This is a genomic window from Helicobacter trogontum (assembly GCF_000765905.2).
Taxonomy (GTDB): domain Bacteria; phylum Campylobacterota; class Campylobacteria; order Campylobacterales; family Helicobacteraceae; genus Helicobacter_A; species Helicobacter_A trogontum.
Window position 1 is genome coordinate 12,623 of the sequence record NZ_JRPL02000003.1, and the last position, 22,907, is coordinate 35,529.

General features: G+C 33.3%; 28 protein-coding genes and 1 pseudogene. 19 read left to right on the forward strand and 10 right to left on the reverse strand.

Features of this window, described 5'->3' with window-relative positions:
* Positions 1 to 42: 42 nt before the first annotated feature.
* The 7 genes from LS81_RS01920 to LS81_RS01950 all read right to left on the reverse strand — a co-directional run bounded on the left by LS81_RS01920 (position 43) and on the right by LS81_RS01950 (position 6,861).
* Positions 43 to 1,713 (reverse strand): portal protein, encoded by a 1,671-nt coding sequence (locus LS81_RS01920; RefSeq protein WP_104696505.1) that lies wholly within the window; start codon positions 1,711 to 1,713, stop codon positions 43 to 45.
* A 184-nt stretch (positions 1,714 to 1,897) separates the two neighbouring features.
* Positions 1,898 to 2,527: a hypothetical protein gene (locus tag LS81_RS01925; protein ID WP_034345551.1), complete on the reverse strand. Its 630-nt coding sequence runs from the start codon at positions 2,525 to 2,527 to the stop codon at positions 1,898 to 1,900.
* Between the two features lie 57 nt (positions 2,528 to 2,584).
* Entirely contained in the window at positions 2,585 to 3,163 is a 579-nt protein-coding gene (locus tag LS81_RS01930) for a hypothetical protein (RefSeq protein WP_233715920.1), read from the reverse strand.
* A 26-nt stretch (positions 3,164 to 3,189) separates the two neighbouring features.
* Entirely contained in the window at positions 3,190 to 3,420 is a 231-nt protein-coding gene (locus LS81_RS11490; protein WP_034345555.1) for a hypothetical protein, read from the reverse strand.
* A gap of 24 nt (positions 3,421 to 3,444) precedes the next feature.
* Positions 3,445 to 3,882 (reverse strand): D-Ala-D-Ala carboxypeptidase family metallohydrolase, encoded by a 438-nt coding sequence (locus LS81_RS01940; RefSeq protein WP_034345557.1) that lies wholly within the window; start codon positions 3,880 to 3,882, stop codon positions 3,445 to 3,447.
* A gap of 78 nt (positions 3,883 to 3,960) precedes the next feature.
* Entirely contained in the window at positions 3,961 to 6,222 is a 2,262-nt protein-coding gene (locus LS81_RS01945; RefSeq protein WP_034345559.1) for a DUF4231 domain-containing protein, read from the reverse strand.
* Between the two features lie 3 nt (positions 6,223 to 6,225).
* Positions 6,226 to 6,861, reverse strand: coding sequence for a hypothetical protein (locus LS81_RS01950; RefSeq protein WP_034345561.1), 636 nt, complete (start codon positions 6,859 to 6,861; stop codon positions 6,226 to 6,228).
* 182 nt (positions 6,862 to 7,043) lie between these two features.
* On the opposite strand from LS81_RS01950, the gene LS81_RS01955 reads away from it, so the two are divergent.
* The 14 genes from LS81_RS01955 (at position 7,044) to LS81_RS02015 (ending at position 16,539) form a co-directional block, all read left to right on the forward strand.
* Positions 7,044 to 7,319, forward strand: a complete 276-nt coding sequence (locus tag LS81_RS01955) for a hypothetical protein (protein ID WP_233715919.1) — start codon at positions 7,044 to 7,046, stop codon at positions 7,317 to 7,319.
* Positions 7,320 to 7,597: 278 nt separating this feature from the next.
* Positions 7,598 to 7,984, forward strand: a complete 387-nt coding sequence (locus LS81_RS01960) for a hypothetical protein (RefSeq protein ID WP_138069867.1) — start codon at positions 7,598 to 7,600, stop codon at positions 7,982 to 7,984.
* 10 nt (positions 7,985 to 7,994) lie between these two features.
* On the forward strand, positions 7,995 to 8,486 hold the full coding sequence (locus LS81_RS01965; protein ID WP_104696504.1) for a hypothetical protein: 492 nt from the start codon (positions 7,995 to 7,997) through the stop codon (positions 8,484 to 8,486).
* A complete protein-coding gene (locus LS81_RS01970; protein WP_034345517.1) occupies positions 8,486 to 9,139 on the forward strand; it encodes a hypothetical protein in 654 nt (217 codons plus the stop codon). The genes LS81_RS01965 and LS81_RS01970 overlap by 1 nt, the downstream gene beginning before the upstream one ends.
* Before the next feature lie 126 nt (positions 9,140 to 9,265).
* Positions 9,266 to 9,904 carry a hypothetical protein gene (locus LS81_RS01975; RefSeq protein WP_034345520.1) on the forward strand — a complete coding sequence of 213 codons (639 nt, stop codon included), beginning with the start codon at positions 9,266 to 9,268 and terminating at the stop codon, positions 9,902 to 9,904.
* A 43-nt stretch (positions 9,905 to 9,947) separates the two neighbouring features.
* Positions 9,948 to 10,334 (forward strand): hypothetical protein, encoded by a 387-nt coding sequence (locus tag LS81_RS01980; protein ID WP_034345523.1) that lies wholly within the window; start codon positions 9,948 to 9,950, stop codon positions 10,332 to 10,334.
* 26 nt (positions 10,335 to 10,360) lie between these two features.
* Entirely contained in the window at positions 10,361 to 11,542 is a 1,182-nt protein-coding gene (locus LS81_RS01985) for a phage capsid family protein (protein ID WP_034345526.1), read from the forward strand.
* 2 nt (positions 11,543 to 11,544) lie between these two features.
* Positions 11,545 to 12,441 carry a hypothetical protein gene (locus LS81_RS01990; protein WP_034345529.1) on the forward strand — a complete coding sequence of 299 codons (897 nt, stop codon included), beginning with the start codon at positions 11,545 to 11,547 and terminating at the stop codon, positions 12,439 to 12,441.
* 18 nt (positions 12,442 to 12,459) lie between these two features.
* Positions 12,460 to 12,897, forward strand: a complete 438-nt coding sequence (locus LS81_RS01995; protein ID WP_034345532.1) for a DUF1353 domain-containing protein — start codon at positions 12,460 to 12,462, stop codon at positions 12,895 to 12,897.
* 230 nt (positions 12,898 to 13,127) lie between these two features.
* The gene (locus LS81_RS02000; RefSeq protein ID WP_034345535.1) at positions 13,128 to 13,622 is read left to right on the forward strand and encodes a hypothetical protein; all 495 of its coding nucleotides are present in this window, start codon (positions 13,128 to 13,130) and stop codon (positions 13,620 to 13,622) included.
* Positions 13,619 to 13,765, forward strand: a complete 147-nt coding sequence (locus LS81_RS11195; protein WP_158659411.1) for a hypothetical protein — start codon at positions 13,619 to 13,621, stop codon at positions 13,763 to 13,765. Before LS81_RS02000 ends, LS81_RS11195 begins: the two co-directional genes overlap by 4 nt.
* A complete protein-coding gene (locus tag LS81_RS02005) occupies positions 13,762 to 14,211 on the forward strand; it encodes a hypothetical protein (protein WP_034345538.1) in 450 nt (149 codons plus the stop codon). The genes LS81_RS11195 and LS81_RS02005 overlap by 4 nt, the downstream gene beginning before the upstream one ends.
* 62 nt (positions 14,212 to 14,273) lie before the next feature.
* Positions 14,274 to 15,749: a hypothetical protein gene (locus tag LS81_RS02010; RefSeq protein WP_034345540.1), complete on the forward strand. Its 1,476-nt coding sequence runs from the start codon at positions 14,274 to 14,276 to the stop codon at positions 15,747 to 15,749.
* Positions 15,750 to 15,927: 178 nt separating this feature from the next.
* The gene (locus LS81_RS02015; RefSeq protein WP_034345542.1) at positions 15,928 to 16,539 is read left to right on the forward strand and encodes a toxin-antitoxin system YwqK family antitoxin; all 612 of its coding nucleotides are present in this window, start codon (positions 15,928 to 15,930) and stop codon (positions 16,537 to 16,539) included.
* 21 nt (positions 16,540 to 16,560) lie between these two features.
* Here LS81_RS02015 and LS81_RS02020 read toward each other — a convergent pair whose 3' ends face one another.
* The 3 genes and pseudogenes from LS81_RS02020 to LS81_RS02030 all read right to left on the reverse strand — a co-directional run bounded on the left by LS81_RS02020 (position 16,561) and on the right by LS81_RS02030 (position 18,336).
* Entirely contained in the window at positions 16,561 to 17,490 is a 930-nt protein-coding gene (locus tag LS81_RS02020; protein WP_419664273.1) for a toprim domain-containing protein, read from the reverse strand.
* Positions 17,476 to 17,544: pseudogene (locus LS81_RS12465) on the reverse strand (hypothetical protein); the annotation flags it as partial. The pseudogene LS81_RS12465 and the gene LS81_RS02020, both read right to left, overlap by 15 nt.
* A gap of 168 nt (positions 17,545 to 17,712) precedes the next feature.
* The gene (locus LS81_RS02030; protein WP_034345546.1) at positions 17,713 to 18,336 is read right to left on the reverse strand and encodes a hypothetical protein; all 624 of its coding nucleotides are present in this window, start codon (positions 18,334 to 18,336) and stop codon (positions 17,713 to 17,715) included.
* Positions 18,337 to 18,659: 323 nt separating this feature from the next.
* On the opposite strand from LS81_RS02030, the gene LS81_RS02035 reads away from it, so the two are divergent.
* The 5 genes from LS81_RS02035 (at position 18,660) to LS81_RS02055 (ending at position 22,906) form a co-directional block, all read left to right on the forward strand.
* Positions 18,660 to 19,490, forward strand: coding sequence for a shikimate dehydrogenase (locus LS81_RS02035; protein ID WP_034345547.1), 831 nt, complete (start codon positions 18,660 to 18,662; stop codon positions 19,488 to 19,490).
* A gap of 268 nt (positions 19,491 to 19,758) precedes the next feature.
* Positions 19,759 to 20,076: a thioredoxin gene (gene trxA, locus LS81_RS02040; protein WP_034322312.1), complete on the forward strand. Its 318-nt coding sequence runs from the start codon at positions 19,759 to 19,761 to the stop codon at positions 20,074 to 20,076.
* A gap of 20 nt (positions 20,077 to 20,096) precedes the next feature.
* Positions 20,097 to 21,044: a thioredoxin-disulfide reductase gene (gene trxB / locus LS81_RS02045; protein ID WP_034322315.1), complete on the forward strand. Its 948-nt coding sequence runs from the start codon at positions 20,097 to 20,099 to the stop codon at positions 21,042 to 21,044.
* 9 nt (positions 21,045 to 21,053) lie between these two features.
* The gene (dapB, locus tag LS81_RS02050; RefSeq protein WP_034345549.1) at positions 21,054 to 21,815 is read left to right on the forward strand and encodes a 4-hydroxy-tetrahydrodipicolinate reductase; all 762 of its coding nucleotides are present in this window, start codon (positions 21,054 to 21,056) and stop codon (positions 21,813 to 21,815) included.
* Between the two features lie 194 nt (positions 21,816 to 22,009).
* The gene (locus tag LS81_RS02055) at positions 22,010 to 22,906 is read left to right on the forward strand and encodes a class I SAM-dependent methyltransferase (RefSeq protein WP_233715918.1); all 897 of its coding nucleotides are present in this window, start codon (positions 22,010 to 22,012) and stop codon (positions 22,904 to 22,906) included.
* Position 22,907: the final 1 nt, after the last annotated feature.

The window sequence follows — 22,907 nt, forward strand, 5'->3', positions numbered from 1 at the left end:
ATAACTCACTTAAAAGCAACAAAGAGATAACGCACTACTAATCTATTTATCTCCCTTTGGCAGCTTTATATCCCCTGCATTTGCTTGTGCTTCATATTTCATAGCCTTAGCTTCTTTCTCTTTAGCAGTAGCTTGTAAGACTTGAAGTTGGAGTTGTTGCATCTGCATTTGCAATTGTTGCATTTGTTGTGCTAAAGGATTGTTTTTGGCTTCTTCTGCCTTTTGTGCTAAGACTTTTCTCACCTTAGCACTTACACTAGAATCTGAATCATCTAATACCAAAGGAAGTATATCATTCATAGCCTCTTGTGGCACAAATCCGCTTTTAATGAGCTCTACCCATTGGCTAAACCTCTCTTCTCTTGTAGAATTATTCTTAGCCTTAGTCTCTATTACAATATCATAGCTTCCTATCTCTATTTTATTTGTGTCATTGGTATTAATCTCAAAATAGTTTTCAAAAGTGTCTTCTTCTACAATTCTAAAGATCTGTGCTTTATCGAAATATTTGGTAATATATTCCAAACATACAGAAAACACGCTTTTATCAAATAAATCACTAGAGGTTAAAAATCTTTGTATGCCCATAAGCCCCGCATTTGTCCTTTGTTGCACAACTACGCCACTAGCTCTGCTTGTAACCTGTCCTAATGCTTCATCATTAAAACCTGCTTGCATACGTGCTATCTGTCTGTGTTCATTACTTTTTGCACTTAAACTTGCAACATCGTTAGAATGGTTTTGAAATTGTATTTTTGAGTTACTTAATGCCCCATCTCTCACCCCTACAACTGCATTATCTAAGCTTACATGTTTGCTAAAATCCTCTGCATTATCTACCGCACTCATTTCATAGAGGATTTTTTGACTTCCTAGCATATTTGCCATTCTATTTTCAGCAAAATTTACATAATCTTGATGAGGCTTTACATTCCTAAATATTCCATAAAAAGCATTAGAAGAATCTGTATAAAGCTTTCGTATCACAATCGGACAAGATTTTAAATCAAATATACTCTTATCAGTATGCAATATTTGTGTTTTATCCCATATAAATCTATCATATTTGCGTGTTTGCGAGTTTAATACAAAGCTTTCAAAATACCTCACTCTCCTTCTATATGTATTCTGCCCTGCATTATGAATAATATCATAATTATGTTTCCCATAAAGCTTAATCATATCTTCTTCATCACTATAAAGCACTTTATGAAAATATTTACAATCACTCCCATCTTCTTTTTGTGAATACGGATCAATATAGAGTGCATTAATTGGTATATGCTTAATTGTGATCTTTAAATCAGAGTCTATATCGCTTTCTTCTAGCCATACTTCAGCCGCACAGATTCCACACATTAAATCAAGATCGCATTTTTGTTTATTGATTTGATAGTCTTTTGTTTGTGTTATGCTTTTTATAATGTTGGTTAGAATTTGTGCTTTTTCTCTATCATTTTTTTGAAAGCCTATTGCATTCATTTCTGTAGAAGCATTCAGTTTATAGCCTAAAAGCTTTTCACCTATTAAAGCATACATATTTTCAAAGAGTATAGGCTGACCCCTGCTTGCTAATATCGTTTTAATTCCATCTGGAAGTTGATTGCCCTCATAGTATTCTTTTGTTTCTAAAAACTCCTCATAACTATCCCTTAAGAGATTTATACTCTCTCTTAAGCTTTCAAGTAATTTTGTATGTGTCTCATTTTGCATATATTACCTTTTTGTTATGAGTTCTTAGGATATGAAGCCTCATAAGAATTTTTAAAAAAGCTAATCATCCAGAAAAAATAAAGCTCTAAAATAGGATTGAAGCCTTATTTATAGAATTATGGTTATCTTTTATAAGTGTATTGTTCATACATCTCATTTCCATTGTATTACCCTTAATTGCATTTTAAGAAGTTTCATTTTGTTGCGTTGCTTCATTATTATTACTTGTCAAACTCTCGCTATACCCTACAGGCGTGATCGTTCCTGCACTCATTATAGGCGTATTCCCACTACCGCTTAATTCATTGGAGCTTACAGCCTGTGTTGAAGTGCTGCTAGGTCCCATAACCTCTCCAGCTCCAGCTCCGCTATTCACTAAACTAGCTCCACCTTTATCATTATCTACTTTATATTGACTATAATCAATCGTATTTTCGACTTTACCATCTCCACCCCAAGCCCTATCAATACTTGCAGCTAATTGATTATAAGCCAACTCCTGTTTTTGATCTTTTTCTAGCTCAAGATTAAAGTTCTTTTTTGCTAAATCCAATTGTTCTTGTGCTTTCTTTTGAGATTCAATAGTATTGTATATATCAAATCCCAAACCTACTGCACTGCCTGCAGCTTGAATTGGTGCTATAAATTGATTTGCTGCATCTAATCCTTTAGTGAATTTAGACATGGCTCCAGTTGTTTTATTGATAGGATTAGCAACATTACCAGCTTTACTAGCCATACCAGTAAAAGGAGTCGTTCCACCAACAGCCATAGCAGGATTTATTAGTGCATTAATTCCCAAATCATATTTCATAATAATACTCCTTTAAATAAATATAAAATCATATACAATTTTATAGCCTGCAAAAAACTAACTTAAGAACTCTTTTGATACGATGTGTTCAAGCATAAAAGCTAAATTGCTCTCTTGTGCTACAAATAGTTGTGCTGTGCTTTTCATTAAATAGCTTGTTAATTCATAATTTTTCATAAACTCTTTAAATAGCACCTCTAATCTTGGCAGCACTTGCAGTGAAAAATCATAGTTATCAAGTATGCTTTTACTCTCTATTCGAATACGCCTTATCATAGCTTCTCTAATTTCACCAGTGTAATTTTGCATAATATATTCAGTTATGCCTTTTGTATCTAAATTCTTTGTTAGATACTCTTTTACCGCCTTATTGACTTGATTTCTATCTAAGTTTATAAGATTGCCTAAGCCGTATTTATCAATGAGTGCTTTTCCGATATCTTGATAGAATGTGTCGCTTGTGAAATATTCATCTTGAAGAAACTGCTCATGCATAATTTCTAAGATATTAGAATCACTTGTTTGTGTTTCTACATATGCTTTTAAGTGCGTGAATTCTTCTCTTGTGCTTTGTAGTTCTTCTTTTGCTGCCTCATTTGAGGCTATCATATCTTGTATAAGAGTGGTTAGAGACATGATATTCCTTTTTTATATAACTATTTTCATTGTTCAATACAAGCCCATCCAGCAATAGCTCTTAAGACATCGTTTTGGTTATTATTCCACATCTCTTCTAGCTCCTTAGCATTATCACATTCATAATATGCCTCTTCAAATACTTCTTTTGGACTCCAAGATTCATAACCATCTTTATAAATCACTTTATATCCCTCTTTACCATTTTTTTCCATAGGTTCTGCCTGAATAGCTTTAATGCCAATATATGTTTTCATGTGTATCCTTTCTCATTTTATTAATTACGCCAAATTTAACTCTTTTTTTAACTCTGCTACATATGCTTCACCATCTTTATTGTAGCTCCACCTTGCCTTGTAACCCCTTGTATCTAAATGCACAAAACCGCCAAATTCATTATATTGATTAATGCTTAAAGCGATTCCATAAGATTTGTCATTGTAGGTTTGTAATACATGTTTAAAGACTTCTTTTGTAGGCACATCTTTGATTATGAAATCTACTGCATCACCTACTAGATGTCTTGATCTACTTGCACCATTATTCCTTTTGTTGTTTTCAGGACATCTATAAGGGCTATTAATTATCAAAGGCTTACCAAAGTGCTCTCTAATTTCTACCAACACATCTACAAGCTCATCAGGCGGCATACCTTTAGGCAATTTGCCACAACATTTACATCTAAATTCTTTTTCTTGAAAATATGGATTTTCTTTCATGTTGTTCCTTTCATCTCATTAATATCTTTGAAGTATGTGTTAAGTATATAAAAAACCCTTTATAAAATCTATGTCGGCTTAAAATGCGGTGATACTCCTTTGTGCACTTAAAAATGGGCTTATCCCAAAATATGTTGTCCCATCTATAAAATCAGCTCCTAGCATAGTTATCTCATCATTGTTCTTATGATAGATTGTTACTTCTACAAAACCATTAGAAGCTATCTCTGATAGGGCATAATCCAAAATACTTAGCTCTGCAAACTTTGTATTCCTATCAAAATATCTATATACGTGCATATTCATTTCCTCTGTAACAATGTAGGGCTTACATTCTGTTTGCAACTCTTCTCTTCTAAAGTCTTTATTAGCGTAATTTATAGAGCAAGTTCTAGCCTTAAAGCGTATTCTAGCCTTTGCCTCTTCTCTTATAAAGTATTTATAACATTTAAGGGCTTCTATCTCTATTGACGTAATAGGAAGTATGTATTGCTTGTCTCTCTCTTTTATGCTTGTATAATATCTTACTTCCTTGCCCCCATAGTTATACAGCTCATATTCACATTCATAGAAGAGATTCTCATCTACTATTCTATTGCCATGCTCTAAGACGTCTTTTATAGGTTTCATGATGTGATAATACTTAGTGCCACTATTTTGTTTTGGAAAACTTGCTTCACTGCGAATTGGAATCTTATTTGTCGAGTCTATAAACACAAATATGTCTATATCCTTTCCTTGCAAAACCTCTTTTTTTATCCCAAGTGAGATAATGTTTGCGTGTTCTGTAATGTTATGGTTTTTTGTTTGTGTTTTCTCATCTTCTTGTTTATCCCATGAAGTTGATACATCATGGATATAACCTACTATTGCCATAGTGCCAAAATCATCAACATATTTATATTTTGCAATAATATCAGTAAAACCCATAACATCATTTACATGCTCAAACTCTATGGCATGGTATCTATCAATATTCTTTTTGCTGTCTTCTGGATTGTCTTCATAAAGGTAATATGTGCCTAAGTCATTTTGGGTAAGCCACTTAAAACATGTTTCTACAACTTTGTTTCGCATAGAAAGATATATAGGTATTTCCCCATTTAATAGAGTTTTAAAACTGCTTGGATTGCTCCATTTTCCATCTCTATAAAGATTGCTTAAGTATTGTTCCCCTCCTGCCTTTTTCTCTCCACTATTTTTATAATTGAGTGCATCATACATAGAAGAATCGCCAAATGTATCATCTAGGGCATTATATGGTTCATGCACTTTTATAGCATCATATCTTTCTTTACCTGCTCCACCTTGCTCCCATAATCTCCCATTGGCATACATCGCATAGGGATCAGTTATGGTAGTGTCTATGAAGTTAGCAGTATGAGGCATATTCTTTAGCATTAAATCATTTGTTTGCTGTGTGATTTCTTTTAGCTCTGTTGCGTTTATAGAATCTAATATCATATTCACACCCCCTACAATAGAGCTAGACACTCCCGCAACTGCACTCACAATAGCGGGGATAAAAATCCAAAGGCTTTGACCAAAGCTAAATGGAAGTGATACAACAGATACAATAGCACCAACAATAATCATAAAGATTTGCCAAAATTTCTTGTCATCTGCGACTTTTTCAAAATGACTTTTTCTTTCTTGCATTTCAAGTAATGCAAGCAATATTGCCTCATCAATCATAATATCGTTACGCAAGATATGACGCACTCTGCATACATTGAGATTGTTTTCTAGCTCTTGTATTTGAGTTAATCTTTTTAGTGGAAATCCATACTCCTTAAAATACAGCAACACATCATTATAAGTCCATGTGCTCTGATATTTTAAGTGAGTGTCAAATACATTTTTTTCACCGATATAAATCCAATCATTTACAATTTTATTTTTTTTGAGTTTTTTTACGTTATTTTGCTTGATATTGTCTTTATTGTCTTGTATTGCTTGTATTTTTTTAGCTTTTTCTGTGTTTAAAACTCTCAATGCATCAGTAATGCTCCCACTATAAGAATCTTCTCCAACTCCAATCGCAGGATACCATTCATCTTTTGGGCGTCTAGTCTTGCTTTCAGAATCAATTATAAATTGATTGTTATACCAGACTTCAATCTCTATGAGTTGTATTTGTATCTCTTTTTCTGTGAGAAATTGTGCTTCTTCTTCTATGAGTGCTAAATCATTGCTATTTAAAATAAAACTTGAGAGGAATAAATAATACGCCTCTTCATTATAGACTTCATTGAGTTCGCATGCAGCCATAAACATACTTGCGATTATGTCTTTATCTATTGCTTCAAGTTTTGTTCTGTAAGTGCTTTGAGTTTGCATACCCTATAGCTTTTCATTTCCCAGATATTCTCGTATCTGATCATCTGTAAGGCTTGCTATCTGTTCGTTAGAAATGACGCCATTATTTAAAATCGCTTTAATATTGACTTGCGTATTATCTTGGTTAGGATATAAGCATTTTTTCATATCAGTAAAGATACCTACCACATCTTTTGCTGCTTGTATAACTCTAGGATTAGGCGTGCTAGAATTTACACTAAGACTAGCAAGGCGATTAAACTCGCTTTGTGCTATTAGTGCAGTCTTTGTGATTTGGGTATGTATAAAAGTCTCACTCATAGCTTTTAGTAAAAGCTCATCAGCAGTATTATCAAGTATCCTCTCCTCATATATACTATAAAGGCTATTCATGTTTTCTTTCATGTTGTTTTTTATAGCATTTTTTGCTACGCCTATATTATCCAATATATCTTTATCACTTAAGAGCTTTCTTGCGATCGCTTTTAATTCTGTGTGTTTGATAAGTTTGCCTTTTTCCCAATTCTCTGTTTGTATCCAATTATAAAGCGTTCTTTCACTAACTTTAAAAAGCTTTGCGACAGCCTTTGTATCTTCATAATGTGTTTCATAATAGGTTCTAATCTCTTTTTTTAATAACTCTTTTTCGCTTTTAGTCATACAATACCCTATTTTAAAGTTATACTAAATTATGATATAAATTTTTTTCAAAGCAAATATCGGAAAAGGGTTAAAATAGATCGACATAGACTATGATATACTTTTTAATGCTCGTTTGTAGCTTTAAATAATACATAAAAAAGGGGTGTAACTTCCCTTTTAGCTTGTTGTAGGATATAATGATGTTTTTTAGGATATTTTTTCTTTGCGGTATGCAAGTGGGTATGCTTTATAGTGCTTGTGAATGTATGTGTGTGAATGGACATGTTGAGGCAGTTTGTCAGAAGAGTTATGAGGTGCGTCCCGTATGCACACCCAGAGTATGCCCTATTACTCCCCCAAGCATAGCACCTATTGAAAGCCCACAACTTCCCCCTTTAGGCACAACTTCATGTCATCAAGCACAAGTTTATAATGAATATACAAGGCAATATGAATGGCAAAGGATTTGTCAATAGCTCTATAACATATACTCTTTGATTCTATCTAGGAACAATGAAAAATAATTTTATATTTTCTATACTGAATATATAAGTCAAGCAATTTATAGATATGACTACTAGAATAATCCAATTAATATAGAGATACTTTAGATTTCTATAACTTAAAATACAAAATAACTCCAATAACTAGAATATATAAGGTACATAAAAGAGCAAATATTCACCGATATTTTTTTTATTTTATTTTTTTGCTAGACTTTGGTCAAAAAGCTAGAAAGGATATTGAAGTGGATATGCGTGAATTAGACTTTAATGTAACAAAAGCAGTATTAAAAAATGCTTATGGAACGCAAATTAATGTCTATGAAAACACTAACAAGCTTCCTATCAATACTTGTAGAGACCATTATGATAGTAATTTAGGTATTTTATATATACATGAGGGTAAGGGCAAGTTAAGCCTTGATCTAGCTTTAAAACCTTTATTACATCTTAAAGCAGCTTTACTACATGAGAGCTTTATAAATGAGCTTGATAAGGCTTTAGTAGGCGAGAAATATAATACAAAGCTTTTTAAAAATGCAGTAGATGAGTTTAAACTCATTAATAACTTTGAAAAAGAAATAAAGCATGATGATTTCATAGAGACGCTAAACAAACTTATAGCAAATATAGCCTAAGGAGTGCAATATGGCAATGCAGACACAAACACTTTTAGAAGCAGCAACTGAAAACAAAGAGGAAGCAAAGAAAGCCACAAAGAAAGAACAAGCAATAATGCAGACACAAACACTTTTAGAAGCAGCAACTGAAAACAAAGAGGAAGCAAAGAAAGCCACAAAGAAAGAACAAGCAATAATGCAAGATGCAAGCATGTCCCATACACATACAAATCTTGAAAGCTTTAAGAACTCTCTTAGCTCTCAAGAAAAAAAGACATTAAATCAATTCATGCAAAGTAGCGTATTTGATAGCTTTATGACGTATTTAGAAGGTTTCTTTAGAGACAAAGACACCATAATCCATCGCATTAATTGCTTTTGTTTTAAGGCAAAAGAAGATGTAAGTATTCGCATACACGGAAGAATCTATACGATTAAACAAGGTGAGATTGTTTATGTGCAAAAAGATAGCTTTGGGAATGCGATGTTAAGAAATAATAAGCTAGAAAGGATTATATAATGGAAAACAATATGCTACAACAACAAGAACAAGAGCCATTACTTCCCCCACAAGGAGCAGGAGAAGCAGCCCCAGCTTTAAAGCCTAGCAATCCTTTTGACACTAAAGGACAAGAACAGGAGTTAAGCGTATTAGAACAAGAGCTCAATGAGAGCTTAAGTGCTCTAGATAGCGATTTTGCAAATTTTTATGCAGAAAATATGCCAGAAGATGTTGAAGAGCTATTTTTTGAAGATAGGGTATCTTTTCTTATTGAAGTAGAAAAAGCAAAGGTTGAATATGTGCAAGAAAAAATAGGACCTATGCAGCAAAGAAAGCAAGAGCTTACGCAAACAATAGAGCAAAACAAACAAGGTTCAGCTATTTGGGAAGCACAAACTGCATTTTCTGCAGCACACCCAGAAGCTGATTTAGACGAACTATTGAAATTTTATAATGAGAATTTAAGCCCTAAACAAAAGCAAGAGCTAGAAAGAGAGGGAGATTTATTAAAAACTTATGAAAAAGTATATGAGTATATGCAAGGTGGAGCACAAAAAGAGGAAGGGAAGTCAAAAAGAGACCTCCCAAAACAAACAAATGCACAATTTGGAAATGCAAAAGGGCTAGATCTTGATTTAAACGATAGCGATCTCCCAATAAACAGGAGATAAAAAGATATTGGAGTGTCCTTGCGGTCATAAACTAGAAGTTATAAGTTTATCTTCTTCCTTCTTATAACTCTTTTTTATGACTACAAGGGCACTCATTCATTTTCACATCAACATAAAGGAGAAAAAATGCCTATTCAAAGCTATAACCCAAGTGTTTTCATACAACGAATAGAATCTGTTGGAGAAAATGCCACAAAACAAATCGTAGTCAATACGACAGACCCCTTGCAAGTTGCACATAGTATTAATATCTTAGGCATTGATTATTTAATAGTAAATATAGACGCAGAGACAAAGATTGTAACACTAGATAAGGATAGAAATGCAAACATTGACTTAGCACAAACGCCAACCATTGAGGTAAGACAAAATGTTCCCGATCAAAATATAGAAATTAATACACCCATCCCAATTACTGATACAGAGAGAAAAGAAAAGCTTTTTGCTTTACAAGCAGATCTGTATCAAAGAAAGCTAAACAAAGCACAAGAGTTGCTAGGAACAAACTATTATGGTATGAGACATGCACTAGATTCTGAAATTAGGAGTTATCTTGGCACATTTAATGATATTCATACACCTATATTAAAAGTGCTATCAAGATCTAGTGGCGAGAGTGTAGAAGTTGTATCAACAAAGCTGAAAAAAAGTATTGTGGAGTTTGAAAAGGCTAAGCAAATCTTAGAGACAAACTTTATTAATCTAGCTATTAAGGTAACACAAGCTCAAAGCAAGCAAGAATTAGACGCAATTAGCTTGGCTTAAAGTAACTGCAAATGCAAGCAAAATTTAAAGAAAGGAAATACAAATGGCAACAACATATATAGAGCAATTTGTAAGATGTAATGCTTTTTTAGAAGAAAAAGAAATCAACCTAGCAGATTTAAAGCAAGGCATAAATACCATTAGTGCATTGCCTGAAAATCATATTTGTATGGGTATTGATATTGAAGTAGTAGAGGCAGGGACTGGCACCCTTGATATTGGTGTAAAAGATGATCCTAATTACTTTATTAGCAACATAGATTTAAGTGTGGTAAAAAACAATGCTTCATCTGTTCGTTTAAGCACTAAGGGCAGATTATATCCTATTGTTATCGACCTTAAGGCAGCACAAACAGGTGGCAAAATCATCTTTAGATTACACATGTTTGGCAATGAAGTCAGAATGAAAGATTACACATTAAGCGTCTAAATTAAAATCTAGGAAAAGGAAATACAATGGCTAATGAGCATATAAAATATGATAGTTTAGGACAACATCCCTATGTCAATGAAGAGATAGCAAGTGATATAGAAAAAGGATATTGGTCTGATAGTCTTTTTGACTTTTACACAGGAAGTGGTGCTGATAGAATAATAAGACAATATAAAATCACAGATTTAAGCCCTTTTACTGCAAGATTAAAAGGCAAGAGTTATGGTGATGGTGTTATAGGGAATGCAAATATTGCTGATAACCTTGATGAAATGGATTGGTATGCAAGGACACTAAGTCCAGAAGTCATTGCAAATGGATTCCAAAGTGAGATTGATATTTATTCAAACACAAAGAATATAGACTTTATAAAAGAGTGTAAAGAAAATCTTATTCAATGGTTTAGTGAAAGAAGTGATAGATTTATCATCGCAAATCTCACAAACAATCTTACCAATGTTGTATGTGCTTCAGCCGCTGCTGCAAATGGTATTCATGCTTATAATAATGGTGATAGTGTTAGAAGTATGTGTGCAAAAGTATCAGCTGGTGATGTATGCAGTGTGCAATCTATCCGTAGGCTTATATTCTGTGCTAAAAATGGCATTGGATTAGATGGTAAAGAAAGCTTTGTGATAAAACCCACAAGAGTGCAAGTAAAAACTATGGGTGAAGCACAATTTATCAGTAAAGTATATCTCCTCTTTATTGATAGTTATCAAGCAGAACAGCTAAAAAGTGATCCAGAATGGCGAGAAATGCAAGCAGTCAATCATAATCAGGGTTTAGAGCATTCATTCTTTACAGGTTTTTTAGGTAAGATTGATAATTGTTGGATTATAGAACTTCCCACTTGGAGCAAAGAACAAGCAGGATTACTTCATAGCGAGGTAGACAATAATCAGTTTGCAAAATATGTAAATAAAGACGCTGAACTCATGAGCGTAAATGATTATCATGGAAATAATCAAGCCACTTCAATTGGCTTTTTACTTGGTGCTAGTGCATGTATATATGCAAATAATGGCAATATTCGTCTTTTAACACAAAAAGCAGACATGAACAGGAAAACGCTTGTTGCAGCTGATAAGATCATAGGGGTAAGAAAAGCAGTATTTGATGCTATTAAAAGTGGTGGTAATCATAACTCGATTTATCATGGGAAAGACTTTGGCGTAATTGGTTATATCACTTCTAAGGAATAAGAATGAAAGCAGTTGCAGGGATTTTTTATGCCAATATTATTGCTAATAAAGTTTCATGGATTTTTACTCAAGAAGACATGCCAGAATGGAATGAAAATGATCTTTTGGTTGTTCCCATTCCACATGAGCTTGTTGGCAAAGTAAAAGTTGGCACAGAATATAGAGAGAATAACTTTATATTCAATGAGGATATTTTTACGGAGCAAGATGTAGTCTATGGTGTGCTTGGGATACAAAATGAGCTTTTATATGTTTTTACAAAAGAAGAGAGAGAAAGCTATGGAAAAAATGAGAAAGTTGTCATCATTCCAGAGAATCAAAGACAAGAGGTTATATTTGGTAACATCTATGACGAATCTACACAAAGCTTTATACTTGATGTAGAGCATGTTAGAGGGCTTTATATACAAAAAGCAAATAATGAATATAATAATATTATCAATGCTGTTATGGGCGAAGTTACTCCAATATCTGAAATGATTTCTTGGGAAACTCAAGAAAGAGAAGCAAAAATCTATCTTGAAACAAAAGATGCCTCACAAGCAACAAGCATTGCATTAATGGCAAATGCACAAGAAAGAGGTTTAGACGAGTTTGCAAATAAAGTATTAGAAAAAGCACAAAAATACAGAATTGCAAGTAGCTTTTTGATTGGATATAGGCAAAAGGTTATACGTGCTTTAGAAAACGCTCTTGATATTGCAGGTCTTTCTAATGCAAGGTTTGATTCAAACTTTGCATTAGAGCAATTGCAAGTCATGATGAATAGTTTGCAAACTGCAGAATCTGGCAATACAACAGAGCAGCAAACTAGCCAAGATGCTTCTAACAACACACAACAAGCCACTACGCAAAATACACAGCCTAAAACTGCAGCAACAGCAAAAAAAAACTACTAGTAAAAGTAAGGTATAGATATGTCTAAGTTCAGAGATCCATTGCATGTTAAGGTTTTAGATGATGGTAAGAGTTATCAGGTTATAGAATCTTTTACGTATTATTTAGAAGATGATAATGAATGTTTGCTTGTAGTAGAAAATGGCTTTATTACAGACTTTGCAAGTGTGCCTAGAATATTTTGGAGTATCTTTCCTCCTTTTGGTAGATACACAAAACCAGCAGTATTGCATGACAGATTATGCGTAGCTTTTTTGAATAAGGAATTATGGAATAACGTGGCAATAAATGAGGCTAAATTGCCTGTTAAGCTACATAATCGTTTTGTACGAAGAAGTGAAGCTGATAAAATGTTTTTAGAGTCTATGAAATCTATTAAGGTGAATGTCTTTACACGTTATATATTGTATTTTAGCGTCCGTTTGTATGCTATATTACAATATGGTAGGAAAGCCTAAGCCCCTTAGGCTTAGGTTTCTAAGATCCTTTTGATTGACACAAAAGAAGCAAAGGGGATTATTACTCCAAATATTTATAACATATAACTAATCCTTAAAAAGCTAAAAAATAGTGCATGATGCTGCATGTGTTCTTTTGTATAAAAATAAAACATATCTTTACTTTTCCCCTACCTTTTCTAAGGTCTCTTTGCTATTTTGTGTCATTCAAAAGGATTAAAGGAGTGATTGTGAAACCAATCTATGATTTTATAGCAAACTATTTTTATGTATTCATCGTGCCTTTTCTTAGTATTGCAGTGTATCTTTCTTTGCAGTATCTAACACGTGGCATGTCTTTTTTTATAGATGAAAGAGGTAATATTAAATGGAAGTTTTTAGTGTTTAGTGCTACCTTGCAATTCTTTGTAAGCATAATAATCACTTGGAGCGTTTTAAGTGCTTTTTCAAGTGATTTTTTAAGTGAATATGAAACAATCAAAATCACATCTGTTATTATTATAGGAGCAGCCCCTTTTAATATCACTATTCTTGTGTGGGTAGCCCTAAAGCTTGAAACCTACAAGATGATGAGAAGCAGATATGGTGATGAGTTTATCCAAGATGACTTCTTTATAAAAGCTAGTGAAGTGCAAAAGATAGAAGATACAAGGACACATACAACAAAGCCTGATATAAAAGATAGCTCCTATTCTATAAACACTCAAACAAAGGAGACAAAATGAAAAAATCTGATTATTTTATACTCATTTTCATATTTTGTCTAGCTTTTGCCTATCTAGCTTATGAGCTATATATGATATATAGCATACAAACAGCATTGCAAAACCTTACTCTCATTCTACATAAAAAAGGACTTATCCTATGACTAAAATCTTAATGATTATTATTTCTCTAATTTTTATCCTATTTTACATGCAAATAAAAGATTTAAGGAGTGATTCTACAGCTATGAAAAAGGATATAAATCATATTGTAAGTATGATCTCCTTATTAAAAGATAGATTAGACATAAAAGATAGGGAAATAGAGGAAAGGAATATGCAAATAGCCAAATACAATGCAAACTATGATGCCTTTAATGGCACAGCTTGTATGCAATGTCATTTAGATAGTAATCATTTGCTACCTTATTCAGGTAAAGAGCTAATGGGTTTGGATGACTATATACGAGTTGTTAGAAATGGTATAGGAAATGTCATGCCAAGCTATATTAATAGTCCTAACAAAACGAGTAAAGATATTACAGATAGTGAGCTAAGAAGACAATATAAGATATTAAAAAACTTTACTGATAAAGTTAAAATACAATAAAAACGACTAGATGAGCTTTATGTATGCTTTACTAGGTTTAATTTAATTATAAGGAGATCAATATGTTTAGAGACGGAAATAATAAGGCGATGGGATTTGTTATACAAGGCTATAGTGATACCATAAACACACAGCAAAATAATGGAATTGGCAATGCTCTTAGGAATTTTAATCAAAGCTTAGATAATAGCATTGCAAACTATCATAATGCAGAACAAGCAAAGCTTAATCGTGCTTCAACAAAAGAGCAAATACAAACCCAAAAGCATAATAATGCTTTCTTACAAGCTACTCATAATGATAGAGTAAAACAAGTTGGACAGCAAACAGCTCTCAATGATCTTGATATTGCATATCAAGGCAGAACGCTTGATGATAGAGTAGGACAACAAAAAGAGCAAAGAAGAGCAATGCAACTAGGCAATAACTATCAAGAAAGACTAAATTTAGAACAACAACAAACTTCTAATTCCAGAGTGAGATCCCAAAATGCAGCTAATAATGCAAATGCCCAACATCATGAAAACGATTACGCTCAATATCAAACGCAACCAGTATACGGAGAGGAAAACGCATATTATATATTAGAAGGCGAGAAACGAATACCAATAACAAACCAACAAGCACAACAAAGAATGCGACATAACCAACAAGTCGCTCACAACAAACATGTAGATGGATTTCAACATGTTGTGCAAAATGAAGTAAATATAGCAGTTAATACAAATGAGAGGGATAGACAACACAAAATAAACTCAATAAATGATGAGAACGCAGATTATCTTACATCACAAGGTGAAACATCAGCAAGTATGCAACGCAAAATACTGGAAGCTCAACACAATAAAGAAGATACAGTTACAACCAAAAACGGCGAAATAATTCCGATTGGATACGCAAATATATTGGCTAATGGTTATTACCCTATGAGTCCTGTTGGGTATAGTGCTGGTATTTCTATAAACAATGAAGATAGAAAAACAGATACACAATACTCACAAGAGATGATGGGAATATTACGGGATGAAAATGCAACCCCAGAAAAAAAAGAAGCCGCACGAGCCTATTTTCTTTCAAAACATAAAGAAGAAGCTAAAAATATGAGTAAAGATTTTGGCAGTGCTGCACATATAAGTAACACACTACAGAAACTTGCAGGAGAAAATGCCCCCGATAGAACAGATAAAGCCTTAGGTTTTCTTACACAATATTTTGACACAGATTTTTCGCGGATATATGGAAATCTTTCATCAGCACAAAAAGACGCCCTAGTAACTTTAGCAACACAATCAATGAGCGGTGCTCTAAGCAATAAGGATATGGTTATTGCAAAGGGTTTAATCCCTTCAATGTGGAAAAGCAACGCCTATAATATGGGAATTGCACTACAAGCAGTAGAGAAGACAATATCCAAACTAAATCGATACCCAGATACTTATGGTAGTAATGTATTAACCCCTGAACATACAAAAATATTGAAAGGGTTATATGATTTTAGAGACATATTAATGGGGAAACAAATAGGACTTAACCTATAGTTTAGTTTCTCAAATCTTAAAAATTAACTTAAGGACTATTATTACCATTAGGTGCATATTTATCGTATATCTATGCAGATTCTAAGCAAGATTTTTAAAAATGTATAGAATTCTTTGATCTACAATAAAATATCCTAAAAGCATGTTATAATTACTCCATTCTAAATAAGGGGTATGTATGAAAAAATTTGTCTATCTGTGTCTAAGCTCTTTTATGATTATGCAGGCAAATCCACTCAAAGAATGTCAAAATGATCAAGATAAAATAAGTGGGTGCATTGAAAAAACTTATCATGAAAATGGTAATTTACAACAAGAAACTCCATATCAAAATGGTAAGAGACAAGGTATTGGAAAAGCTTATTATAAAAATGGTAATTTAAACTTTGAAACTCCATATCAAAATGACAAGATACAAGGTATTGGAAAAGCTTATTATGCAAATGGTAATTTGATGGGAGAAACTCCATTTCAAAATGACAAGATACAAGGTATTTCAAAAGCTTATGATGAAAATGGTAATTTACAACAAGAAACTCCATATCAAAATGATAAGAGACAAGGTATTTCAAAAGTTTATTATGAAAATGGTAATTTACAACAAGAAACTCCATATCAAAATGACAAGATACATGGTATTGTAAAATATTATTATGAAAATGGTAATTTAGGTCTAGAAATTGTATATAAAGATGGCGTAGCAATCTCTGGGAAGTGTGCAAATGGTAAAAAGCTCACAAATGCACACCTGCATAATTTTACCAATGGAGATGGAGTAAATTGTAATTAGTCAAAAAAGCTTGTATCATCTTTATAAAGAAGTCCTGATATAGGCTATCTTATCCTGCACACTCGCAGGACTTCTTAAAAATCTCTTTTTCTCCCTCTCTTTTGCATGTTTTATAATATCATTTAAATCTGATATAAACTCATTTAAATTATGATAGGGCATAACACACTCATCATGAAATACAATATGTGCTAATGTGTGATTTAACTTATCTTGCATACAAGCTTCATAGCACTCCTCTAAAGGGTGAAAATAGCTAGGATTTGCATTTTGCCTTAGTATCTCTTTGTATTCTTTATTGTTGTAGGCTTCTTTTAGCACTCTTGCGATTGTGAGGTTGTAGTATGGAATGTTTGTGTGTGGATTTTGTGCGTGCTTATGCGTATGTATTGAAGAGATTTCAAAGCCAAAGAGATTAGAGGCAAATTTGGCATATTCTCTTGCTAAAAATTTGTCCTTAATGCTATTTAAGAGTGTGGATACCTCCTTTATTACCCTAGCTTTCATCTCTATGCTATCACCTTGTTGCACTCTATTATAGATCTCTTGCACACTATAGGCTATTATAGGCACTTTTTTTACTCTTTTACCCCCTTGTTTTAGATCAGAGAATATAGCCTTATCGTATAAGAGCATATCATTAAAATCTTTTTGTTTTGTATCTATACATACAACAAAACTATTATAAAGCTCATATTGTATTAAAAGAGAAATTGCTTTAAGTGTTGCAGCTTTCCCTGCATTATCATTATCTAGGGCTAGATTGATACTTACATCATCATATTTTGTAAGTAATGCAATATGCTCTTTGCTCAAAGCTGTCCCACAGATTCCAACAGAGTTTTTTACATCCATAGTATGCAAAGCCATGACATCAAAGTAACCCTCTACAATATAGACGCTTTTTTCTTTTGCTATATGTTTCTTAGCCTTATCATAGCCAAATAGAATCTTACTTTTATTATAGAGTTTTGTTTGTTTAGAGTTTATATATTTTGGATTATGTTTGGAATCTAGATTCTATGCTGCCTTTTGTTGAGTGTTACTTGGTATGGAAAGAAAAATTTCATGGATAATACGGGCGAAAGGATTTACAAAATTGTCTATGACCACATATTTTATGATATACACTTATCAAAAATACGCTAATTTCATACTGATTTTAATACAACACTAGAATACAAAATCTATATTGATACTGGTTTGCCATGGAGTGCTAGTGGTTATAGATCCATTATACATAATATTGCCAAATGAGAAATTACCATTCAAATCATGGTATTTAGAGAATAGGTATCTACTTGCTAGCTCTATGCGAATTCTTTCTTGAATTGTCCATGAAAGCCCAAAATTAATATATGCTGCACCAGGCTGCGGATTTTTACCAGATTCAATAAATTCTCCAAAAGCATAATTATATCCAGCTCCAACAAAAAGCCCAAACACATTCCCAAAATTATATAAAAAGTCAAGTCCTCCACCCGCTGTCATATGATGGAAATCATCATTATCAACCGAAAAAACACCTGAATTAAAATCAGCATATACTCTAAATGCGTTTTGTGGATTTAATGCGGCTATATACCCAAGCCTAACACCATACATATAATTACCACGAGATGATACAGACATAGATGTTGCAGTGAGACCAGCATTGGCTATGGTTAAATCTTTTTTGACCGTATTAAAATTAAGGCCACCTGTAAGCCCAGCAAAAATACCACCCTTTTGTCCAGCATGAGCAAAATTAAATCCCAAAGCTGATATCAAAACAACAGACATAGTATATTTTTTCATTATACATCCTTTATAAAATAAAATTAGTACTTGCCAAAACTAGTGCGTTAATAATAACTAAATAAGAAAGCAATGTCCAAAAAGGACTTAATAAAAATAAAGATATAAAGAATAAATTACATAATGTTACGAATTCTTAGAACAATAGGGAACAATATTGTTTAAAATGTAGAATTTTAAAATGGATATTTCTTTGCAGTAAGGTTAAGTTATTGTATTTGATGATATATTTAGTTATTTTATTATGTAACTATGAGTCATGGTGTATATTTGTGGTATAACTTCATGATTATAAAATACACAAGAAATAAAAAGGAGATTCTATGCAAGATATGCAACAATTAAGACTTCTAGCTGTTATTGGCAATCCGATAAAACACTCACTCTCACCACTTATACATAATTATGCCTTGCAAAAGCTAGGATTTAACTCATTTTATACGCGTTTTTGTCTTCCACAAGATATAACTCCTAGCGATTTAGCCTCTTTTATCCTATCAAGTGATTTATCAGGCATAAATGTTACCCTACCCTTCAAAGAAACATGCTTTAAAATGCTTGATAATATTCAGGGTATTGCAAATGATATTGGAGCAATTAATACAATTGTGCATAAAAACGGCAAACTTATAGGATACAACACAGATGCTGAAGGTTTTTATTGTGCGATAAAAAATCACAATCCAAAACATGTTTTGCTACTTGGTGCAGGAGGAAGTGCAAGAAGTATTGCAACCATCTTAAATAAAAACAATATTAATCTTACAATTGCCAATCGCAGTACAGAAAAATTAGCATATTTTAGTCAATTTGGTGAGACTTTAGGTTTTATGGATTTAAAGGATAGAGTGCAAAATTATGATATTATAGTCAATGCAACAAGTGCTAGCGTCAATGGTATGCTACCTATGCAAAAAGAGCTTTTAATCCCATTATTACAGCAAAGTAAACTTGCTTATGATCTAATGTATCAAGATGGCAATACACCATTTTGTGCCCTTGCAAGACACTACACACAAGCCCTAGATGGCAAAGCAATGCTTATCTATCAAGGCGCTCTTGCTTTAATGTATTTTCATGATATGGAAATACAGGATACACAATTTACACATATCGCAAAACTCATGGCAGAAGCTTTGAATATAAATTTATAATAATTAATTTGATGAGAATTTTGAAAGCTAGATTCTTTAAGACTAAATATAATAAAACAATAGTATAAAGGCGCAACATTACCTAACAAGATGATAATGTTGCAGAAATTTTAGATTCTATATAGATAATTATAGAATTACAATAATTACCTGCTAAAACATGTAATGTTTATATTAAGACGCTACAATGCAGTACCGCTTTGTAATTAACCCATTAATAATTAATAACAAAGTGGTTACAATATTTATAGTATTTGAGGAGCATATTATGGGACAATATATTGAGTTAAATCAAAGTAATTTTGCGGAAGTAACACAAAATGGCATTTCTCTTGTGGATTTTTGGGCACCTTGGTGTGGACCATGTCGTATGTTAGCACCAGTTATTGATGAGCTTGCAAATGAGTTTGCAGGTCGTGCGAACATTTGTAAAGTAAATACTGATGAGGAGGAAGCATTGAGTGCACAATTTGGAATCCGCAGTATCCCAACTATTCTGTTTATGAAGAATGGTGAGGTAGTAGATCAGATTATTGGTGCTACTACAAAAGCAGTCCTTGCAGAAAAAATTAACGCATTGTTGTAACATATATTTAGGAGTAAGCCATGATAGATTTAGCAATCATTGGTGGTGGTCCCGCAGGTTTATCTGCAGGATTATATGCTACACGAGGCGGCATAAAAGATGTAATTTTGTATGAAAAAGGTATGCCAGGTGGGCAAATTACAGGTAGTAGTGAAATTGAAAACTATCCTGGAATTAAAGAGATAAAATCTGGTATTGACTTTATGGAGCCATGGCAGGAGCAATGTTTTCGTTTTGGCTTGAAACATACAATGTCAGAAGTTATACGTGTTGAAAAACATGGTGACATTTTTCATATCATACACAATCCTGGAAAAGGTGAAGAGATTCAGGAAGCAAGAAGTGTCATTATCACAACGGGTGGTCGCCCTAAAAAGTCAAATATTAAGGGTGAACAAGAATTTTGGGGTAAAGGTGTTAGCACATGTGCAACTTGTGATGCATTCTTTTATAAAAAACGCGAAGTCGCTGTGCTTGGTGGTGGAGATACTGCATTAGAAGAAGCAATCTATCTTACAAAGTTTGCTTCAAAAGTGCATCTTATCCACAGAAGAGATGGTTTTAGAGCAGCACCAGTAACTGTCCAGCACGCAAAAAGTAATGAGCAAATCAATTTCCTCACCCCTTATGTTGTTACAGAAATTTGTGGTGATGAAAATGGTGTAAATGCGTTAATGATTAAAAACCTCAGCACAAATAAAGAAGAAAAATTGGAAGTACCAGTTATTTTCGAATTTGTTGGATATGAAGTTAATAATCAAATTCTACAGCAAAAAGATGGTTCATTTCTTTGCGATGTAGATTCTTATGGTTCAGTAATTGTGGATCTAAAAATGCATACAAATGTGCCTGGGTTATTTGCCGCAGGAGATATACGCATAGATGCACCAAAACAGGTTGTATGTGCTGCTGGAGATGGCGCACAAGCAGCGCTTGAGGCTATTGCATATTTAGAACAAAAACATTAAGGGTGGATAATGGTAGAAGTTGGTATTTTTGGAGCAACTGGCAGAGTAGGTAAATTATTAATTGATGAAATACTAGAATGTAAACAAGCTAGTCTAGCAAGCGTGTACGTGCGTAATGAACTGCATTACAACATTCCCGCCAATACACTTGTTACAAGCAACATGACTGATTTCTTAGAATCAAGTCAGGTAATCATTGATTTTTCAAGTGCAGAAGCAACTAAGAATTTACTAGAACATGCAAGGATGCATCCCACGCCACTTGTAATTGGCACAACAGGGCTACAGACATCACATATGCAGCTTTTAGAGCAATGTGCAAAGTCTATGCCAATTTTATATGCGACAAATATGAGTGAGGGTGTGGCTATGTTAAACAAGCTTGTTGCACTACTTAGTACGCAACTTCGCAACTATGACATTGAGATTACAGAGATTCATCATCGGCATAAAAAAGATGCACCATCTGGCACAGCCCTCACTCTTGCAAAAACTGCCGCAACTGCACGAAATTTAGATGAAAACGTCTTAAAATTTGGCAGAGAAGGACTAGCATTGCGTAATAAAGATGAAATAGGTGTGTTAAGTCTTCGTGGTGGTGATGTTGTTGGACGACACACTGTTGGTTTCTATGCAGATGGCGAGTATATCGAGCTAACACATAATGCAACCTCAAGGGCTACTTTTGCTAAAGGTGCTTTACATGCAGCACTTTGGCTTATAAATCAGCCAAGTGGGCTTTATAGTATGCAAGATATATTTGAATTTTAATATGAGGTTACTATGCAAATAAAAAAATCTCATATCATCAATGGCATTACATACTTCACCCCCCCCCCCCCATATTAGACACCTTTGCTAAAAAATCTCATGATACTTCTTTATCTAACCCATCTTCCAAGCACCCTGCATCACAAGCATTAGAAACTAATGCTGATTTTCATTTCCCTAGTGAAGGCATGGATATGCTATATCTAGCTGAAAATAAACATTTTTGGCATATTGCAAGACGAGAGTTTATTTATCAAGAAATAAGTCGCATTCTCACATGTCTGTATCCACAAGATAGTGGCAAAAATGTAAAAATTCTAGATGTAGGTGCTGGCACAGGAAGTATTACAAGACATTTTTTATCACAGGGATTTAGCAATATCGCTTTAGGTGAAATCCATCCACAAGGTTTAGAATATGCTAAAACCTATGGTATAAAGGATCTGTATTGTATGGATTTGCTTGACGTACCTTTTCAAGATGAGTTTGACTGCATCTTTGCTTTTGATGTATTAGAGCATATTGATAATGACGCTGAAGCATTAAAAAATATGAAAAGTATGCTAAAAAATAACACAAAAAGTCTTTTGGCACTTAGTGTTCCTGCTCACAAATGGTTATGGAATATGCATGATGTTCATGTACATCATAAACGAAGATACACTAAGATTGAACTTGTAAATCTCATGAAACAGAATGGATTTGAAATTGTATGTGCAAAATATTTTTTTATCTCTATCACTCCATTGTTGTGGATTAGAGCATTACTGCATTCTGCACCATATCCAAATAAACAATTAGATTCTATAAACAATCTTAATATAACATCAATATCTAGTAATACTGCAAAATCAAACCCAAATCAGCAGATAAACACACATATGATGCAAAACAAGAAAACAAGTTGCTATGTAGAATCTTGTGAAAAAACTAGCAAAGAAGAACTACGTGATACGCCACCGCCTTCACTTATTAACAGCTCGTTACTTGGACTTTGTCGACTAGAAAATAAAATTCAGTATTATCTTCCACAAAACCTTAGTGCACCATTTGGTGGTTCACTGCTTATAATTGGACGAAGTGTATCCTAAT